14 protein-coding genes and 1 riboswitch are annotated in these 17,319 nt (G+C 65.6%); of the genes, 5 read left to right on the forward strand and 9 right to left on the reverse strand.

Annotated features, from left to right (window positions below):
* Positions 1 to 25: 25 nt before the first annotated feature.
* Positions 26 to 664: a 16S rRNA (guanine(527)-N(7))-methyltransferase RsmG gene (gene rsmG / locus ACX9OT_RS13905; protein WP_277778816.1), complete on the reverse strand. Its 639-nt coding sequence runs from the start codon at positions 662 to 664 to the stop codon at positions 26 to 28.
* A gap of 39 nt (positions 665 to 703) precedes the next feature.
* Complete coding sequence (locus ACX9OT_RS13910) at positions 704 to 1,303, reverse strand: 4'-phosphopantetheinyl transferase family protein (RefSeq protein ID WP_277778815.1); 600 nt, start codon at positions 1,301 to 1,303, stop codon at positions 704 to 706.
* A gap of 84 nt (positions 1,304 to 1,387) precedes the next feature.
* On the opposite strand from ACX9OT_RS13910, the gene ACX9OT_RS13915 reads away from it, so the two are divergent.
* Entirely contained in the window at positions 1,388 to 1,639 is a 252-nt protein-coding gene (locus ACX9OT_RS13915; protein ID WP_014648887.1) for a GlsB/YeaQ/YmgE family stress response membrane protein, read from the forward strand.
* A 103-nt stretch (positions 1,640 to 1,742) separates the two neighbouring features.
* Here ACX9OT_RS13915 and xth read toward each other — a convergent pair whose 3' ends face one another.
* From xth to ACX9OT_RS13935, 4 genes are all read right to left on the reverse strand, one after another.
* Positions 1,743 to 2,525 (reverse strand): exodeoxyribonuclease III, encoded by a 783-nt coding sequence (gene xth, locus ACX9OT_RS13920; protein ID WP_277778814.1) that lies wholly within the window; start codon positions 2,523 to 2,525, stop codon positions 1,743 to 1,745.
* A gap of 193 nt (positions 2,526 to 2,718) precedes the next feature.
* Positions 2,719 to 4,128, reverse strand: a complete 1,410-nt coding sequence (locus ACX9OT_RS13925; protein WP_277778813.1) for a coniferyl aldehyde dehydrogenase — start codon at positions 4,126 to 4,128, stop codon at positions 2,719 to 2,721.
* 127 nt (positions 4,129 to 4,255) lie between these two features.
* Entirely contained in the window at positions 4,256 to 4,795 is a 540-nt protein-coding gene (locus ACX9OT_RS13930) for a Tli1a family immunity protein (protein ID WP_277778812.1), read from the reverse strand.
* A 64-nt stretch (positions 4,796 to 4,859) separates the two neighbouring features.
* The gene (locus tag ACX9OT_RS13935) at positions 4,860 to 5,474 is read right to left on the reverse strand and encodes a hypothetical protein (RefSeq protein ID WP_277778811.1); all 615 of its coding nucleotides are present in this window, start codon (positions 5,472 to 5,474) and stop codon (positions 4,860 to 4,862) included.
* A 282-nt stretch (positions 5,475 to 5,756) separates the two neighbouring features.
* Here ACX9OT_RS13935 and ACX9OT_RS13940 point away from each other — a divergent pair, with 282 nt between their 5' ends.
* Complete coding sequence (locus ACX9OT_RS13940; RefSeq protein WP_277778810.1) at positions 5,757 to 6,422, forward strand: hypothetical protein; 666 nt, start codon at positions 5,757 to 5,759, stop codon at positions 6,420 to 6,422.
* 140 nt (positions 6,423 to 6,562) lie between these two features.
* Here the strand turns inward: ACX9OT_RS13940 and ACX9OT_RS13945 are convergent, their stop codons facing one another.
* On the reverse strand, positions 6,563 to 8,224 hold the full coding sequence (locus ACX9OT_RS13945) for an MFS transporter (RefSeq protein ID WP_032128465.1): 1,662 nt from the start codon (positions 8,222 to 8,224) through the stop codon (positions 6,563 to 6,565).
* Positions 8,225 to 8,384: 160 nt separating this feature from the next.
* The gene (locus ACX9OT_RS13950) at positions 8,385 to 9,812 is read right to left on the reverse strand and encodes a DcaP family trimeric outer membrane transporter (RefSeq protein ID WP_049399159.1); all 1,428 of its coding nucleotides are present in this window, start codon (positions 9,810 to 9,812) and stop codon (positions 8,385 to 8,387) included.
* Positions 9,813 to 10,057: 245 nt separating this feature from the next.
* Here ACX9OT_RS13950 and acs point away from each other — a divergent pair, with 245 nt between their 5' ends.
* The 3 genes from acs (at position 10,058) to ACX9OT_RS13965 (ending at position 13,775) form a co-directional block, all read left to right on the forward strand.
* Positions 10,058 to 12,001 (forward strand): acetate--CoA ligase, encoded by a 1,944-nt coding sequence (gene acs, locus ACX9OT_RS13955; RefSeq protein WP_180844895.1) that lies wholly within the window; start codon positions 10,058 to 10,060, stop codon positions 11,999 to 12,001.
* Between the two features lie 121 nt (positions 12,002 to 12,122).
* Positions 12,123 to 12,788 carry a response regulator transcription factor gene (locus tag ACX9OT_RS13960; RefSeq protein ID WP_005420420.1) on the forward strand — a complete coding sequence of 222 codons (666 nt, stop codon included), beginning with the start codon at positions 12,123 to 12,125 and terminating at the stop codon, positions 12,786 to 12,788.
* A 233-nt stretch (positions 12,789 to 13,021) separates the two neighbouring features.
* A riboswitch (yybP-ykoY riboswitch) is annotated at positions 13,022 to 13,111 on the forward strand.
* Between the two features lie 88 nt (positions 13,112 to 13,199).
* Positions 13,200 to 13,775, forward strand: a complete 576-nt coding sequence (locus ACX9OT_RS13965) for a manganese efflux pump MntP (protein WP_032128462.1) — start codon at positions 13,200 to 13,202, stop codon at positions 13,773 to 13,775.
* Positions 13,776 to 13,847: 72 nt separating this feature from the next.
* On the opposite strand, the gene ACX9OT_RS13970 is transcribed toward ACX9OT_RS13965, so the two are convergent.
* The gene (locus ACX9OT_RS13970; RefSeq protein ID WP_049399156.1) at positions 13,848 to 17,294 is read right to left on the reverse strand and encodes a hybrid sensor histidine kinase/response regulator; all 3,447 of its coding nucleotides are present in this window, start codon (positions 17,292 to 17,294) and stop codon (positions 13,848 to 13,850) included.
* Positions 17,295 to 17,319 lie beyond the last annotated feature (25 nt).

Raw genomic sequence — 17,319 nt, forward strand, 5'->3', positions numbered from 1 at the left:
TTCCACAAAGGGCTGGCGGCGGGAATCAGGGACCTGTAACGGTGACCAGGTGGCGTTCGCCGGCCAGGCCGGGCACGCTCAGCGCGGTCACCTCACGCACCTGCCAGCCAGCCGGCAGTTCCGCGATCTCCTCATGCGGGTAGACGCCCTTCATGGCCAGCAGCACGCCACCGGGGCGCAGCAGATGGCCACCGACACGGACGATGCCGGCCAGGGTATCCATTGCGCGCGCGGTCAGCTGGTCGTAACGACCGGCCTCGTCCAGCGCTTCGGCCCGCGATTCGGCCACGCGGGCGTTGCCCAGGCCGAGCTGGCGCACGGCCTCGCGCATGAAGCGCGCCTTCTTGCCGTTGCTCTCCACCAGGGTGACCTGCAGGCCCGGGCAGGCGATCGCCAGCGGGATGCCGGGCAACCCGGGGCCGGTACCGAGGTCGGCCAGGCTGCCATCAGCCACGAACGGCTGCATCGCCAGCGAATCGAGCAGGTGGCGGGTAACCATCTCCTGCGGGTCGCGGATGGCGGTGAGGTTGTAGGTGCCGTTCCAGCGGTGCAGCAGGGCCAGGTAGCGCAGCAGCGGCGGCGCCAGCGCGGCGTCCAGGCCCATGCTGGCCAGGCCCTGTTCCAGCGTGGCAGCCACGCTGGCGGGAAGTGGGTGTTCGCTCATGCCGCCATTATCGCCGGTTTTGCGCGCTGATTCCCCGCTTCAGTGTGGATACCAGGCCAATGCGGCGCGGAACTGGCCGGTGGCCTGCCATTCGTGCAGGTGCCAGCGCGCGGCCTCGCCCAGTTCCGGGGCGCACCAGCGCAGGTGCAGGGCGCCATCGGCCCCCGGTGCCAGCTGCAGGCGGTGCAGGCCGAACGAGATGCCCTGCCCGTGCGCCTTCAGGATGGCCTCCTTGACGCACCACACGCGGAAGAACCAGTGCTCGCGCCCGGCCTCGTCCAGGCTTTCCAGCCAGGCCACTTCCTCGGGGTGGAAGAAGCGCTGCACGATTTCCAGAAGACGCGGCCGCGGGCGCAGCAGTTCCAGGTCGACGCCCAACCGCACGCCCTCGCCCAGCGCCACCAGCAGCACCTCGCCGCTGTGGCTCCAGCCGGTGCCGTAGTGGGCCAACGCGCCGCTCAGCTCCGGCCGGCCCTTGTCGTCACGGACCAGTGGCAGCGTCTGCGGATCGGTGCCCAGCGCCTGCGCCAGTACCTGCCGCGCCCGCGGTTCACCGCGCTGGCCCGGCACGTGCGGACGCCGCCAGACCGTTACCGGACCGAAGCGCCACGGGCCGTCGAGGGTGGCTGGCAGGCTCATCCGCACGCGCCCATCACGCAATTGCACGACGGGTTCACGGCCGTGCGCGTCAACTGGTCACAGTTTCCCACCGGAGGTTCGATCATGGGCATCATCATCTGGCTGATCGTCGGCGGCATCGTAGGCTGGCTGGCCAGCATCATCATGAAGCGCGATGCCCAGCAGGGCATCATCCTCAACATCGTGGTCGGCATCGTCGGCGCGCTGATTTCCGGCTGGCTGTTCGGCGGCGGCATCAACGAAGCGATCACCCTCCGCACCTTCCTGTTCTCGCTGATCGGCGCGGTGATCCTGCTGGCGATCGTCAACCTGTTCACCCGCAAGAGCATACGGTGATCCGAGGGTAGTGCCGGCCACTGGCCGGCAGATGTTCCAGAACGGGCCCGGCAATCGTCGGGCCCCGTTCTGTAGAGTCGAGCTTGCTCGACTGCATGGGAGATCAGTCGAGCAAGCTCGACTCTACTTCCACCCACGCCGGCGCATGGTCGCTCGGGCGTTCCCAGGTGCGCGGCTCGCGGTCGATGCCCGAGGCCACCGCGCTGCCCTTCAACGCATCGGAGACCAGGATCAGGTCGATGCGCAGGCCCAGGTTGCGGCGGAAGCCGGCGGCACGGTAATCCCACCAGCTGAAGGTGCCCGCCTCGTCGTTGTGCAGGCGGAAGCCATCGTGCAGGCCCAGCTGCAGCAGCTTGTTGAGCGCGCCGCGCTCGGCGGTGGAGGTCAGGATGTGATTCTCGTTCCACACCTCCGGGTCGTGCACATCGCGCGCGTCCGGGGCGATGTTGAAGTCGCCCATCACGATCAGCTTCGGGTGCCGCTGCAGTTCTTCGGCGATCCACGCATGCACCGCCTCCAACCAGCGCAGTTTGTAGTCGTACTTGTCGGTGCCGATGTCCTGGCCGTTGACCACGTACAGGTTGATCACCCGCAGGTCGCCGAAGGTACCGGCGATGACGCGCTTCTGCTCGTCCTCGAAGCCGGGAATGCCGATTTGCACGTCCTGCGCCGGCTCACGCGACAGCAGCGCCACGCCGTTGTAGGTCTTCTGGCCGGCGAACACGCTGCGGTAGCCCGCGGCGATCAGCGCCGAATCGGGGAACTTGTGGTCCTCCAGCTTGGTTTCCTGGATACCGACGATGTCCGGGCCGAACTCCTTGAGCCACTGCTCCAGGTGCGGCAGGCGGACATTGAGCGAATTGACGTTCCACGAGGCGATCTTCATGGGGGCCATTCTACCCGGCCTAGGTTTGGTAGACGCCAACCTTGGTTGGCGCATGGGGTTCACGCGTGCCAACCAAGGTTGGCACCCACCGGAAGGGGCCGCGCGGGTTGGCACCCACCGGTAGTGCCGGCCGCTGGCCGGCAACCCCATGAACCGTCGGCAAGACCCTGCAGTTGCCGGCCGGCGGCCGGCACTACCGCAGCAACAGCTTCAACAACCCCGCAATCTTCGAATACGGCGGCCGCAGCCGGTCACTGGCAGCCCAGCGCGACTGCCACAGCACCGGCAGCTGCTTGCTCATGGCATCGAACCCGGCCCGGCCGTGGTACGCGCCCATGCCGCTGGCCCCCACCCCGCCAAACGGCAGGCCATCGGCGGCGAAGTGCAGCAGCGTGTCATTCACTGTCACCCCGCCGGCCACCACCTGGCCGAGGATGCGCTCCACCGTGGCCCGGTCATGGCTGAAGGGATACAGCGCCAGCGGCCGGTCGCGGGACAGCACGTCGGCCAGCGCCGCATCCAGATCCGGGTACGCCCGCACCGGCAGGATCGGTCCGAAAATCTCCTCACGCATCAGGTCCAGGTCGTCCGGCGGGTCCAGCACCACGGTGGGCACCAGCAGACGCTCGCGGTCGGCGCGCGCATCATCCACCTGCGCCAACGGAATCACCGGCACACCGCGTTCGCGCGCCTGCGCCAGATAACCCTGCAGGCGCCGGTACTGGCCTTCGTTGATGATGCGCGTGTAGTCGTCGGCGCTGCTGAAATCGCCGTAGCGTTCGCGCACCTGCTGCTGCAGCGACTGCACGAACTCGCGCTGGCGCGCGGTGTCGATCAGCACGTAATCCGGCGCGATGCAGGTCTGCCCGGCGTTGAACCACTTGCCGGTAGCCAGCCGCGCAGCGGCTTTGTCCAGCGGGAAATCGCGGCAGACGATGGCCGGCGACTTGCCGCCCAGTTCCAGCGTGACCGGCACCAGATGCTCGGCGGCAGCGACCATCACCTTGCGGCCAACGGCCGTCGAGCCGGTGAACAGCAGATGGTCCAGCGGCAGCGACGACACCGCCGCGGCCACATCCGCCCCACCCTGCACCACCGCCACGCGATCGGGCGGGAACACGCTGGCCAGCAGATCGGCCAGGAACGCGCTGGTGCACGGCGTGTGTTCGGAGGGCTTGAGCAACACGTGATTGCCGGCGGCAATGGCGGTGACCAGCGGCACCAATGCCAGCGTGACTGGGTAGTTCCAGGGCGAGATCACCCCGACCACGCCCAGCGGCGTCGGCCGCAGCTGCGCGCGCGCCGGCCACAGCCGCCAGCCGGCACCGACGCGCTGCGGCTTCGACCAGCGGCGCAGGTGACGGCGCAGGTGGTCGATGGCCGACAGCACGCTCATGCCGTCGGCCAGCTTCGATTCGGTGTGGGCACGGTGGCCGAAGTCCTCGGCGATGGCTTGGGCCATTTCGTCCAGGCGCAGCTTCAGCGCCTCGCGCAGGCGGCGCAGGTCATTCTCGCGCTGGTCCAGCGACGGGCGCTGCGACCGCCAGGCACTGCGCAGGGTGTGCAGGATGGCGGGCAGGTCGGTCGGCGTGGTGGTGGTCATGGGCCGATTGTAGAGTCGAGCCGTGCTCGACTCGCATGCCAACCTTCACGCCTTCGCACGGGGTCTCATTCGGGAACCTCGCCACCAACGTGCATGCGCTCACCCTCGCATGCAATCCCGTCCCTCACTACGCCTTCTGCTGCTCGGTACGCTCTGCCGGGCATGACGGCGGTTCTGGCAACTCAAGCGGAATCTTGATCGGATACTCAGGGCTGCCGTAGGCGTAACAGGAGGTGGTGACCTGAATCTCATCGCAGGGCAGGAAATGCACGGTGATGCCGCAGACTTTCTGGTTGGTGTAATCCGGGACGGGGACGACTTTGCTGTGCCTGCGCTTTTGTGCCTCGATTTGTTGCAGCCAAGCGTCGTACTTCGCCTCATCTGCAAACCCAGGGAATCCCGCTGTACTCCCTGTCCCGGTTTCCCAATCGACCCGTACCATCATCCCTGGCCGCCACCGATCTGGAGTCATGTAACAGCATCCTCCTCCGCCACCTTGATATGGACCAATAACGTCAATCGCCGAACGGCCATCGACACTGAATCGGTTGATCGCCCAGTGAGTGTGGTTGACGCCATAGATCGCACTGGCATCCACAGCGTAAGCAGATAAGAGCAGAGGTGGGCCAACAGTTAATGCCAGCGCCACGCGCTTCAAAACAAACATCACTGAAACTCCAGCATGTATAGCCCTCATACTTTGTCCGAGGGAATCAATGCGCTACGCAGCGCTACTCACTCGCAGATTCCCGCCTCCAGTCATGCAGGATCTCGATCTCCCGCACGATCACTGCTGACTCTGCTGCGGGCGCATCGGAGAACAGTTCACCCGACACTGGAGTTCTTCTCAGGGGGGCTTTTGGATCACCTACGAAGAAGTGGGGCATAAAGCAGTAAGGCTCATCGCCCGATTCCGTGGGCTGCTTCACCAACGTCGCAAAGATCGCATTCATCGGCATGCTCGATATAGCGACTGAACACCACGGATGCGACGAGACGATGTCCTGAATCCGCGCACCAGCCCGACAGAACTCCGTGGGACTGAAAACCTTGCCGAGAGAGACGCGATGCACCCGATAGGTGCCGACTTCTTGCGCCTCGACAAGCCATCCTGAGTTGTCATGCGATGTGCAACTGCAGTCGCAGGTCACCAATGTTGCGTTTGGTACGGCGTTGTTCCAGGACAGCCAGACCTTCTCTGTCTTGCATAGTTGTTTGATCACGGGCGATCTTTCCTCGACTCGCAGGCTTCCATGCGGTGCCGCACCGTCGGCAGCTACATGCGTTTCTGCGTCAGGCGATGACGCTGAGACAGTGATGATCGCTGCCAGAAGTACGCTGCGCATGCCCCGATCCGATTCGATGAATCACCCATGCTATGGGACGCACTGGCGAACAAAGGGAATTCGGGCCATTTGCGTCATAAGTTGGCAGTTCTTGCTAGAAGCTCCAGTGTTCCGTGTGGCTGGATACGTCACCTCGCATCGGTACGATTGAGTACTTGGCTGATATGTAGATTCGTACTTGTTTCATTGCTTAACGACGTCAGCGTGCTGAAGGTGGTGTCCCACCTCCAATAACATGTGTAGATGCGACGCGTATTTGCATTTCTGACCGGATGTCTTCTCATGCCCGGAGTTTCCGATGCCAGCGAGCAGTCCATTGATGTCGCGGCAATCGACCTGAACACCGAGCACGAACACATCCCATTGCTGGGCGACACCCTGGCCGCCGTCGTCGGCGAGCTCGAGGGCGATGCCTCACACGGTGCCAGTATTGGCAGGGTGCTCGAGGCGCTTGCAGAGAGGCTTGAGCGTTCGACCTGCCGTGTGCAGATTCCCGTCAATGACAGCTCATGTTCATCCGGCGTGACCTGCAGCGGACCCGATGTAGATAGCCTCTTCCCGTACTACACCGCCTTGCGGCAGGCGAGCACACCGGCGGAGCATGATCGGCACGGCCGTCGCCTCCTGGACGCCTATGCGACGTTGCTCAGGGATGCACCGGATGTCGCCCTTACGCGACCAAGCGAGGATGAAGCGGCAGATGGCTTGTTACATGTGCTCTTTCCGTTCGAGGCCTGGGACGAGAAGTTGAACATTCCACGCCATGACGTCCACTTCCCGTTCGTTTCTGTATGCAACCTCGTTGTCGCTCGCGCTGCGCGTTGCCCGGGAGCCGACCAGTTGCGCAGGCAGATCCGCCAGGCAGGCGATGAGAGCGCGCAGCGTCGGTTCTGCATCGAAGCGTTTTCAAGGCGACAGCTTGAGCTGAGCGATGGATGCTCGGAGTAGCACGTCCTGCTGTTAGGGTCGGAGCCCATTCGCGCGCGAAAGGGATCCGACCCCAGTCGCCACCCCACAAACAGAAAGGCCGCGGTCTGCACCGCGGCCCCTGAAACCCGGTGGGTGCCGACCGTTGGTCGGCGCGCCGGTTACTTGGTGATATCCACGTCCTTGGTCTCGCGCAGGAACAGGCCGCCGATCACCACCGACATCAGCGCGATGATGATCGGGTACCACAGGCCGTAGTACAGGTTGCCGGTACCGGCCACCAGCGCGAACGAGATCGCCGGCAGGAAGCCACCGAACCAGCCGTTGCCGATGTGGTACGGCAGCGACATCGAGGTGTAGCGGATGCGGGTCGGGAACAGTTCGACCAGGTAGGCGGCAATCGGGCCGTAGACCATGGTCACGTACAGCACCAGCAGCCACAGCATGAAGATCGTGCCGGCGATGTTGATGCGTGCGCCATCGGCCTTGGCCGGGTAACCAGCGGTGGTCAGGGCGGTCTTCAGCTCCGCACCGAAGGCATCAGCCTTGGCCTTGCCGTCTTCCTTGGTCAGGCCAGCGGCTTCATACGAAGTGACGCTGGCACTGCCCACGTTCACCATCGCCAGCGAACCGGCGGCGGCGGGCTGCACGTCATACGGCACACCGGCCTTGGTCAGCGCGGCGGTGGCCACGTCGCAGGAGCTGGTGAACTTGCGCAGGCCGACCGGATCGAACTGGAACGAGCAGGTGGCCGGATCGGCCACGACCAGGGCCGGCGAGCTGCTGCGGGCTTCTTCGATGGCCGGATTGGCGAAGTGGGTCAGGCCCTTGAAGATCGGGATGTAGGTAACAGCCGCCAGCAGGCAGCCGGCCAGGATGATCTTCTTGCGGCCGATGCGATCGGACAGCCAGCCGAAGAAGATGAAGAACGGCACGCCCAGCGCCAGCGCGGCGGCGATCAGCAGGTAGGAAGTGGTGGCATCGACCTTCAGCATGCTGCTGAGGAAGAACAGCGCGTAGAACTGGCCGCCGTACCAGACCACCGCCTGGCCAGCCGCAGCACCCAGCAGGACCAGCAGCATCAGCTTCAGGTTGCCGCCCTTCAGGCTGTCACGGAACGGGGTCTTGGAACCCTTGCCCTCGGACTTCATCTGCTGGAACAGCGGCGATTCGCTCAGCTGCAGGCGGATCCACACGGACACGCCCAGCAGCAGGATCGACACCAGGAACGGAATACGCCAGCCCCAGGCTTCGAAGGCTTCGTTGCCGAGGAAGTAGCGGCAGGCCAGGATGATCAGCAGCGACATGAACAGGCCGAGCGTGGCGGTGCACTGGATGAAGCTGGTGTACAGGCCGCGCTTGTCGTCCGGCGCATGCTCGGCCACGTAGGTGGCGGCACCGCCGTACTCGCCGCCCATCGCCAGGCCCTGGGCCAGGCGCAGGATGATCAGGATCACCGGCGCGGCGAAACCGATCGAAGCGTAGTTGGGCAGCACGCCGACCAGGAAGGTCGAGATGCCCATGATCAGGATGGTGACCAGGAAGGTGTACTTGCGGCCGATGCGGTCGCCGAGGCTGCCAAAGAAGGCCGCGCCGAACGGACGCACGAAGAAGCCGGCAGCGAACGCCAGCAGGGCGAAGATCATGCCCGTGGTTTCATTGACGCCACTGAAGAACTGCTTGGCGATGATGGCGGCGAGCGAGCCATACAGGAAGAAGTCATACCACTCGAAGACCGTACCGAGGCTCGAGGCGAAGATGACCTTCTTGTGGCCCTTGGTCAGGGTGCCCGCTTTATGGGCGGTGCTGGGTGTACTGGACATGGGACGCTTCCCCTCCGAAGCAATCGTTGTTGGTGGGTGCCGACCGTTGGTCGGCACTCAATTCGGTAGATGCCGACCTTGGCCGGCACCCCATTTCGGTAGGTGCCGACCTTGGCCGGCACCCTATCTCGGTAGGTGCCGGCCGCTGGCCGGCACGCTCTTAGAAGCTGTACTTCGTGGTGAACTGCAACCGGGTGATGTCACCCTTGTTGCCGTTCTCCACTTCGCGACGGCCGTACATCAGCTCCGCACCGATATCGACCTTGGGCAGCGGCGAGTAGAAGATGTTGCCGCGGATGCTCTGCACGCTCTTGGTCACCAGCGGGCCGAGGATGCTGTCGTTGTCGTAGTCGCTGCGCGCGTAGATCAGGTTGGTGCGCAGCTTCGGCGAGAACGCATGCCGCCAGCCCACGTAGCCGGCAAGCACGCCGGTCGGGTTGAGCTCGTCGCGGGCAACGTCGTAGGCACTGTCGGCGGTGATGCCCAGGCCGATGTAGCGGGCGATGCCTTCGCCGCCGGTCAGCTGGTAGTGCAGCGAATCGCTGTCGCCCATCACCCACTTGCCGCCCAGGGTCAGGCCGCCGGCCACCTTGTCGGCCTTGGCGCCGGTGGCCTGGTTGTCGACCTTCAGCTGGCGGACGATGCCGCCGACACCGAAGGTGCCCCAGTCGCCCTTCCAGCCATAGCGCATGGTCAGATCAGGCAGGCTGCCACGATCGGAGTTGGCGCTCGCGTTGGTCCAGGCGCCGGTGACCGGGTTGCGGGTGCCGGTGAGGGTGGTGGTTTCCGGGTTTTCCAGCGCGACGCTGAAGCCACCCTGGGTGTAGCGCACCTGCGCCTGCCGCACGAAGATCACGCCGTCGGTGGGACCGACGAAGTCGACCGCTTCCGGCAGTGCGGCCGCGTCCATGAAGTTGGACCAGGTCTGGCCGGCCATCCAGTTGTTCCAGTACATGTAGGCGTGGCGCAGGGTCACACCGTAGGTATTGGTCGCGGTCTGGTTGCCCAGCGAGTTGCCGAAGAAGTCCATCTCGAAGAACGCACCGGCCTTGTTGCCCGATTCGCTCACGTTGTCGATGCCCAGGTTGAAGCGCGAGAACTTGGCGTGGGCGTTGAAATCGGTACCCGAACGCTTGCCGCTGCCGCCGGCGCCTTCCACCGGGGTCTGGCCCGGCAGGTACAGCGAGCGGCCGGTGGCGTCGTCGGCCAGCTGGCCATCGCTGGTCTGGGTGGCGAGGAAATCGGCCTTGATGAAGCCGCCGATCTTGACCGTGGTGCCCGGCGCGGCGCCCGGGGTGATGGTGGTGACCTGGATCGGCTGCTTGCCCGCCGGCACCGAGGCGACCGGCTTCTGCTCGGCCTGCACCGTGCGGACTTCGGTCACCGCCTGCTGGGTCTGGCTGATCTGGGTCTGTTGTTGTTGCTGCGAAGACAGCAGCAGCTGGACCTGGCGTTCCAGTTCGGCAACGCGTGCTTCCAGCGCTTTCTCTTTGGCGGTCTCAGCGAACGCCATGCCCGGTGCGACCAGGGCGACCAACAGGCAGGCCGCCAAAGGTTTGCGCACGGCTTTCAACGTACGGTGGCTCATGTTGCCCTCTCTCCCAAGTGGCAAGGTGATGCCGCGCGTGGGGCACGGTCGAGCCGAGACTGCGGGGCGATTATGTATAGCGGCTATTCGCCATTGGTCGAACCCGGCCCTGCTGGGCGCTCACTTTCGACCATGGTCTAACCAGAGTGGTGACGCGGCCGGGGGTGGATGGGGCAAACTGAAGGGGATCGGTCGCTGCGATGCTGCGACCGCACATACAAAGTCAACGTGCAAGTGAGGGTGCCATGGCTGATATCTACCCCGTCGATCCGCAGTTCGCCGCCAAGGCACGCATCGACAAGACGTCGTACGAACAGCAGTACCAGGCTTCGGTGACCGACCCGGATGGTTTCTGGGGCAAGGCCGCCGAGCGCCTGGAGTGGATGCGCAAGCCGACGAAGATCAAGAACGTCAGCTACGACCTGTCCGATTTCCACATCAAGTGGTTCGAAGATGGCGAGCTCAATGCCAGCGTGAACTGCCTGGACCGCCAGCTGGAGAAGCGTGGCGACAAGACCGCCCTGCTGTTCGAGCCGGACGGCCCGGACGCACCGGCGCAGCACGTGACCTATCGCGAGCTGTACGAGCGCACCTGCCGCCTCGGCAATGCGCTGCGCAACCTCGGGGTCAAGAAGGGCGACCGGGTCACCATCTACCTGCCGATGATCGTCGACGCCGCCGTGGCCATGCTGGCCTGCGCACGCATCGGTGCGATCCACTCGGTGGTGTTCGGTGGCTTCGCACCGAACTCGATCGCCGACCGCGTCAGCGACTGCCAGAGTAAGCTGATCATCACCGCAGACGAGGGTCTGCGCGGTGGTCGGAAGATTCCGCTGAAGGCCAACGTCGATGCAGCGCTGAAGCTGCCCGGCACGAACACGGTTGAAACCGTGCTGGTAGTGCGCCACACCGGTGGCGCGGTGGACATGCAGGCGCCGCGCGATCGCTGGTTCCACGATGTGGTGGACAGCCAGCCGGCTACCTGCGAACCGGAACGCATGAACGCGGAAGACCCGCTGTTCATCCTCTACACCTCCGGTTCCACCGGCAAGCCGAAGGGCGTGCTGCACACCACCGGCGGCTACCTGCTGTACGCGGCCTACACCCATGAAGCGGTGTTCGATCTGCGCGAGGACGACATCTACTGGTGCACCGCCGACGTCGGCTGGGTCACCGGCCACAGCTACATCGTGTACGGCCCGCTGGCCAACGGCGCGACCTCGCTGATGTTCGAAGGCGTGCCCAACTACCCCGACACCTCGCGCTTCTGGAACGTCATCGACAAGCACAAGGTGAGCATCTTCTACACCGCCCCGACCGCCATCCGCGCACTGATGCGCGAAGGCGAGGAGCCGGTGAAGAAGACCTCGCGCGCGTCGCTGCGCCTGCTCGGCAGCGTCGGCGAACCGATCAATCCGGAAGCCTGGCGCTGGTACTACGAGGTGGTCGGCGACAGCCGCTGCCCGATCGTCGATACCTGGTGGCAGACCGAGACCGGCGGCATCCTGATCTCGCCGCTGGCCGGCGCGATGGACCTCAAGCCGGGCTCGGCCACCCTGCCCTTCTTCGGCGTGCAGCCGGCGCTGGTCAACGCCGATGGCGAGATCCAGGACGGCCCGACCGAGGGCAACCTGATCATCCGCGATTCCTGGCCGGGCCAGATGCGCACGGTGTACGGCGACCATCAGCGCTTCATCGATACGTATTTCCGCACCTACCCGGGCAGCTATTTCACCGGTGACGGTTGCCGCCGCGACGAAGACGGCTACTACTGGATCACCGGCCGCGTGGACGATGTGATCAACGTGTCCGGCCACCGCATCGGCACCGCCGAAGTGGAAAGCGCTCTGGTCTCGCACCCGAAGGTGGCCGAAGCGGCCGTGGTCGGCTTCCCGCACGACGTGAAGGGCCAGGGCATCTATGCGTACGTGACGCTGGTGGCCGAAGAGGCGCCGACCGATGAGCTGCACAAGGAGCTGATTGCGTGGGTGCGCAAGGAAATCGGCCCGATCGCCACGCCGGACCACCTGCAGTGGGCGCCGGGCCTGCCGAAGACCCGCTCGGGCAAGATCATGCGCCGCATCCTGCGCAAGATCGCCGAGAACGCACCGGACCAGCTTGGCGACACCTCGACCCTGGCCGATCCGTCGGTGGTGGCGTCACTGGTGGACGAGCGCAAGGTGCGCTGATGGCGTGACCGCAGGCGCAGGACGCGCCAGGGACGTGGCCGGGAGGAGGGACCCGGCCGTGTCCGACCCGTCCTGCACCTGCCATCACGTCGCTCTTTTTCCTGATCGATAAGCTCGACCCATGACCACCCTCCTGATTGCCGATGACCACCCGCTGTTCCGCGAAGCCCTGCGTGGGGCGGTACAGCGGGTCATCCCCGGCGTGCAGCTGTTCGAAGCCGACAGCGTGGAAGCGCTGTACGCGCTGGCCGACCAGCACAACGACGCCGACCTGGTTCTGATGGATCTCAACATGCCCGGTGCGCAGGGTTTCAACGCGCTGGTGCACATGCGCTCGCTGCATCCACAGCTACCGGTGGTCGTGGTGTCCGCGCGCGAAGAAGCCACGGTGATGCGCCGCGCGCTCGACCACGGCGCGCTGGGCTTCATTCCGAAGTCTGCGGATTCGGACACCATCGGCCACGCGCTGGGCACCATCCTCGATGGCGAGACCTGGGCACCGCCGGAAGCGCACAACGTGCCGCCCACCGGCAGCGAGGAACGCGAAGTCGGCCAGCGCCTGCGCGAGCTGACCCCGCAGCAGTTCCGCGTTTTGCAGATGCTCGGCGCCGGCCGCTTGAACAAGCAGATCGCCTACGACCTCAACGTGTCCGAAGCGACGATCAAGGCCCACGTCACCGCGATCCTGCGCAAGCTGGGCGTGACCAACCGCACCCAGGCCGTGCTGATGGCCGGCAAGCTGGCGATCGACGACGACGCCATCGTGCTGCCGCCGGAAGAAGACTGAAGGTAGTGCCGGCCGCTGGCCGGCAATCCCCTGAAACGCGCGACATCATCTGATACTGCATTGGTAGGTGCCAAGCTTGCTTGGCACGCTTTTGATGGTGCACCTGCCGGCCAGCGGCCGGCACTACCAGGCACGGCTGCGCTCTCGATATAGCCATCGCTATACAAACCAGCCCTGCCTGCGCGTTTCGCTGGAAATGCGCCGCGCGTGAATCGCGATGCTAAGCTGCGCGTCCCCTTGGGGAGTAGCCGGATTCCTACGCAGGAATCGTCCACGTCAACATACTCGGCCAGTGCGCCGTGGCGTGGACAACCATGATGGTTGGCGAGACCAGCGGCCCGCGCGCGCAACGTCAGGTTGGGCGCGAGCGCAGGCCGTGCGTCCGTCCTAGCCCGACCTCAGCCGCCGCCCATGTCCCCCATTTCGATCCTCCTGATCGGCTTTGCCATGTCCACCGATGCCTTCGCCGCTGCAATCGGCAAGGGTGCGGCCATGCGCAAGCCGGTATTCCGCGACGCACTGCGTGCCGGCATCATCTTCGGCGTCATCGAGGCGATCACGCCCATCATCGGCTGGCTGCTCGGCCGTGCCGCCCTGCAGTACGTCGAAGCCTTCGACCACTGGATCGCCTTCGGCCTGCTCGGCGCACTGGGCATCCACATGATCTACAACGGCCTGCGTCCGGACAGTGCCGACGAAGACGAAGACCCCTCGCAGCACCACGGCTTCTGGAAGCTGGCGCTGACCGGTTTCGCCACCAGCATCGACGCGATGGCGGTGGGTATCGGCCTGGCTTTCATGGACGTGCATATCGGCGTGATGGCTGCAGTGATCGGCCTGTGCACGCTGACCATGGTCACCGTCGGCATCATGCTCGGCCGCGTGCTGGGCAGCATGGTCGGCAAGCGTGCCGAGATCATCGGCGGCGTGATCCTGGTGATCATCGGCGCGACGATCCTGTACGAACACCTGCACGGCCTGGGGTAACGCTTCCGCGATTACGTGGTTGCCGGCCAGCGGCCGGCACTACCTGACGTCACATCCACGCATGGCGTGGATCTACTGCGCATCGCGCAGCGCGCCCAGGAAGGCGCGCAGCGAGGCCGGCTTGATCGGCTTGGTCAGCACGCGGTAGCCGCGTTCGCGCGCCATCCGCTTCAGCTCGTCGCGACCATCGGCGGTCAGCAGTGCGCCCGGCAGCGGGTAACCGGCCGCCTCGCGCAGCGCTACCAGCGCATCCAGGCCGTCCATGCGGTCGTGCAGGTGGTAATCCACCAGCATCACCTGTGGGTGCTCGGCGATCTTCTCCAGCGCCTGGTCGACGGTGGCCGCAGTGATCACCTGCACCTGCCAACGGCCCAGCAGTGCGCGCATGCCGTCGAGGATCTCCTCGTCGTTGTCCACGCACAGCACGCGCAGGCCCGCCAGCGAATCGCTGCGTACTGGCGCGGCGACGGTCTGTGCGGGTGTGGCCAGCTCGGTGTAGCCCGGCAGCGGTGCCACCCGCGGCAGGATGATCGAGAACATCGAGCCCTTGCCGACCCGGCTGCGTGCGTTCAACCGATGGTCGAGCAGGCGCGAGATGCGTTGGCAGATCGACAGGCCCAGGCCCAATCCCTGTTCGCCCCAGTCGAATGGTTGCTGGTAGCGGTGGAACTCGTCGAAGATCTGCCGCATATGGTGCTCGGGAATGCCGGGGCCGGTATCCCACACCTGCAGTTCCACTTCATCGCCGCGTTGGCGCACGGCCAGCACGATGCGGCCCTGGCGGGTGTAGCGCAGCGCATTGGCCAGGAAGTTCTGTAGCACGCGGCGCAGCAGGCGGCGGTCACTGCGCACCCATGCCGGGCGTGCGAACAGGTCCAGGCGCAGACCACGGCCGGCGGCGACCGGGGTGTACTGCGCGGCCAGCTCACGCATCAACGCACTCACGTCGAACTCGCCGATCACCGGGTGCAGGCCACCGGCATCCAGCCGCGATACGTCCAGCAGGCCATCGAGCAGCTCTTCGGCCGCACGCAACGACGCATCCACACGCTCGGCCAGGTGCTTCTGCTCATCGCTCACGTGATCGCTGTCGCGCAGCGCAGAAGCGAACAGGCGTGCGGCGTTCAGTGGCTGCAGCACGTCATGGCTGATCGCTGCCAGGAAGCGGGTCTTCGACTGCTGCGCGACCTCGGCTTCATGCGAGCGCTCGGCCACGCGCTGTTCCAGCGTCTCATTGGCTTCCAGCAGCGCTTTTTCCGCGTGCTTGTAGTCGGTGATGTCGTTGTAGCTGGTCACGTAACCGCCGCCGGGCAGCGCCTGGCCGCGCATCTCGATCACCTTGCCATCGCTGCGGGTGCGCTCGAACACGTGCGGTGAACCGGCACGCATGTAGCCGATGCGGCGGTTGATCTGCACTTCGATATCGCCCTCGCCCAGCTCGCCGCGCTCGGCGTTGTAGCGGATCAGGTCGGCCACCGGGCGGCCCACGTAGAGCATGCCGTCGGGGTAGCCGAACATGTCCTGGTAACGCCGGTTCCAAGCGGTCAGTCGCATGTCCGGGTCGACCACGCTGACCCCGGCGCTGATGTTCTCCAGCGTGGTCGACAGGATCTCGCGGTTGAAGCGCAGCTCCTGCCCCGCTTCGTCCAGCACCGCCACCACTTCGCCCAGGTCCATGCCCGAGCCACGCAGCAGGCTGGTCAGCAGCAGGCGCGCCGATGCCGCACCGATCGAGGCGGCCAGCAGGCGCTCGGTGAACTGCACCCACGGACGGTCGGCAGGTGCCGAGGATTGCAGCTCACGGCCCAGTGACTGCGCCTGTTCGAAGAACGAACGTCGCGCATGGCGTTCACCCACTACGCGCGAGGCCAGTGCCAGCAGGTCGCCCACGTGCACATGACCGGGCCAGCCACCGGCCACCGACGGGCGCTCGGCATACGGGTCGAGGAACGGCGCGGCGCGCAGCCGCTCGTCCACACCGGGCCGCCAGCGTGCGGACACCAGCATCATCGTCGCCGCATTGACCAGCAGCGACCAGAACGTGCCATGGGTCAGCGGGTCCCAGCCGGTCATGCCGAACAGCTGCTGCGGGCGCAGCCACTCGATGCCGAACGGGCCGTGCTGCACCCAGCCAGCATCGACCCAGCCGGCCATCGTCATCGCCGGCAGCAGCAGGGTGTACAGCCAGGTGGCAAAGCCGAGCAGCATGCCCACCTCGACGCCGCGCCGGCTGGCACCGCGCCAGTACAGGCCGCCGATCAGGCCCGGCGCAAACTGCGCCACCGCTGCGAACGCCATCAGGCCATACGAGGCCAGCGTGCTGTCGTTGCTGCTGGTGCGGTAGTAGCTGTACGCCATCAGCGCCAGCAGCAGAATCGCCAGGCGGCGGATCCACAGCACGCGCGAGGCAACGTCGGCGGCTTCCTGATGGTCGCCACTGCGACGCAGCAGCACCGGCATCACCAGGTCGTTGCTGACCATGGTGGCCAGCGCAATGGACGAGACGATGACCATGCCGGTGGCAGCGGAGAAGCCGCCCACATAGGCGATCAGCGCCAGCGCGTTGCGGCCTTCGGCCAGCGGCAGGGCCAGCACCATCGAGTCGTCGGCGACGCTGCCGCCGGTGCCGAACAGGGTCACGCCGGCGGTGGCGATCGGCAGCACCATGCCCGAGATCAGTACCAGGTAGCCACCGAACATCCAGCGCGCGCGGCGTACGTCGCGCACGTCACCGCACTCGACCACGGCCACGTGGAACTGGCGTGGCAGGCAGATGATGGCCAAGAAGCTGAGCAGGGTCTGCGAGATGAAGCCCACCGGCGGCAGGCCGGTGAACAGCGTATGCACCGACTCGACCACCGCGTCGGTGCGGTTGCTCAGCCACAGGTAGGCGAACACGCCCACGGCCAGCATGGCCAGCAGCTTGATCACCGATTCGAAGGCGATCGCCAGCATCATGCCGTGGTGGTGCTCGGTGGCGTCGACCTGGCGGGTGCCGAACAGGGTGGCGAACAGCGCCATCAGCAGCGCCACGTACAGCGCGGGATCGGTGAAGAAGCCAGTGGGGCCGGTGTTGCCGGTCAGTACCTGCAGGCTCATCGCCACTGCTTTGTACTGCAGGGCCAGGTACGGAATGATGCCGATCAGCGCGATGATCGCCACCAGCGCCGCCAGCCGCCGCGAGCGACCGAAGCGCGAAGAAATGAAGTCGGCGATGGACACCACGTTCTGGCTGCGTGCGATCAGCGCCAGGCGCTCGATGATGCGCCAGCCGAACAACAGCAGCAGCAACGGACCGATATAGATCGGCAGGTAGCCCACGCCGTTGCGCACGGCGGTACCGACCGCACCGTAGAACGTCCACGACGAGCAGTACACGGCCAGTGCCAGGCTGTAGACCACCGGCCGCAGCCACGGCCGGTCGGGGTACATCGGCCGACGGTCACCCCACCACGCCACGCCGAACAGCAGCGCGGCATAGGCAACCGAGACCAGCAGCAGGATCCAGCTGGAGACCACGCGTGCGTTTCCGTCGGAAGAACCC

The organism is Stenotrophomonas genospecies 3 (assembly GCF_054473855.1).

Coding starts and splice junctions, on each gene's coding strand:
- acs (WP_180844895.1), top strand. CDS start 10,058: ATGGCTGATATCTACCCCGTCGATCCGCAGTTCGCCGCCAAGGCACGC.
- ACX9OT_RS13965 (WP_032128462.1), top strand. CDS start 13,200: ATGTCCCCCATTTCGATCCTCCTGATCGGCTTTGCCATGTCCACCGAT.
- rsmG (WP_277778816.1), bottom strand. CDS start 664: ATGAGCGAACACCCACTTCCCGCCAGCGTGGCTGCCACGCTGGAACAG.
- ACX9OT_RS13940 (WP_277778810.1), top strand. CDS start 5,757: ATGCCCGGAGTTTCCGATGCCAGCGAGCAGTCCATTGATGTCGCGGCA.
- ACX9OT_RS13945 (WP_032128465.1), bottom strand. CDS start 8,224: ATGTCCAGTACACCCAGCACCGCCCATAAAGCGGGCACCCTGACCAAG.
- ACX9OT_RS13915 (WP_014648887.1), top strand. CDS start 1,388: ATGGGCATCATCATCTGGCTGATCGTCGGCGGCATCGTAGGCTGGCTG.
- ACX9OT_RS13950 (WP_049399159.1), bottom strand. CDS start 9,812: ATGAGCCACCGTACGTTGAAAGCCGTGCGCAAACCTTTGGCGGCCTGC.
- ACX9OT_RS13925 (WP_277778813.1), bottom strand. CDS start 4,128: ATGACCACCACCACGCCGACCGACCTGCCCGCCATCCTGCACACCCTG.
- ACX9OT_RS13960 (WP_005420420.1), top strand. CDS start 12,123: ATGACCACCCTCCTGATTGCCGATGACCACCCGCTGTTCCGCGAAGCC.
- xth (WP_277778814.1), bottom strand. CDS start 2,525: ATGAAGATCGCCTCGTGGAACGTCAATTCGCTCAATGTCCGCCTGCCG.
- ACX9OT_RS13930 (WP_277778812.1), bottom strand. CDS start 4,795: ATGTTTGTTTTGAAGCGCGTGGCGCTGGCATTAACTGTTGGCCCACCT.
- ACX9OT_RS13935 (WP_277778811.1), bottom strand. CDS start 5,474: ATGCGCAGCGTACTTCTGGCAGCGATCATCACTGTCTCAGCGTCATCG.
- ACX9OT_RS13910 (WP_277778815.1), bottom strand. CDS start 1,303: ATGAGCCTGCCAGCCACCCTCGACGGCCCGTGGCGCTTCGGTCCGGTA.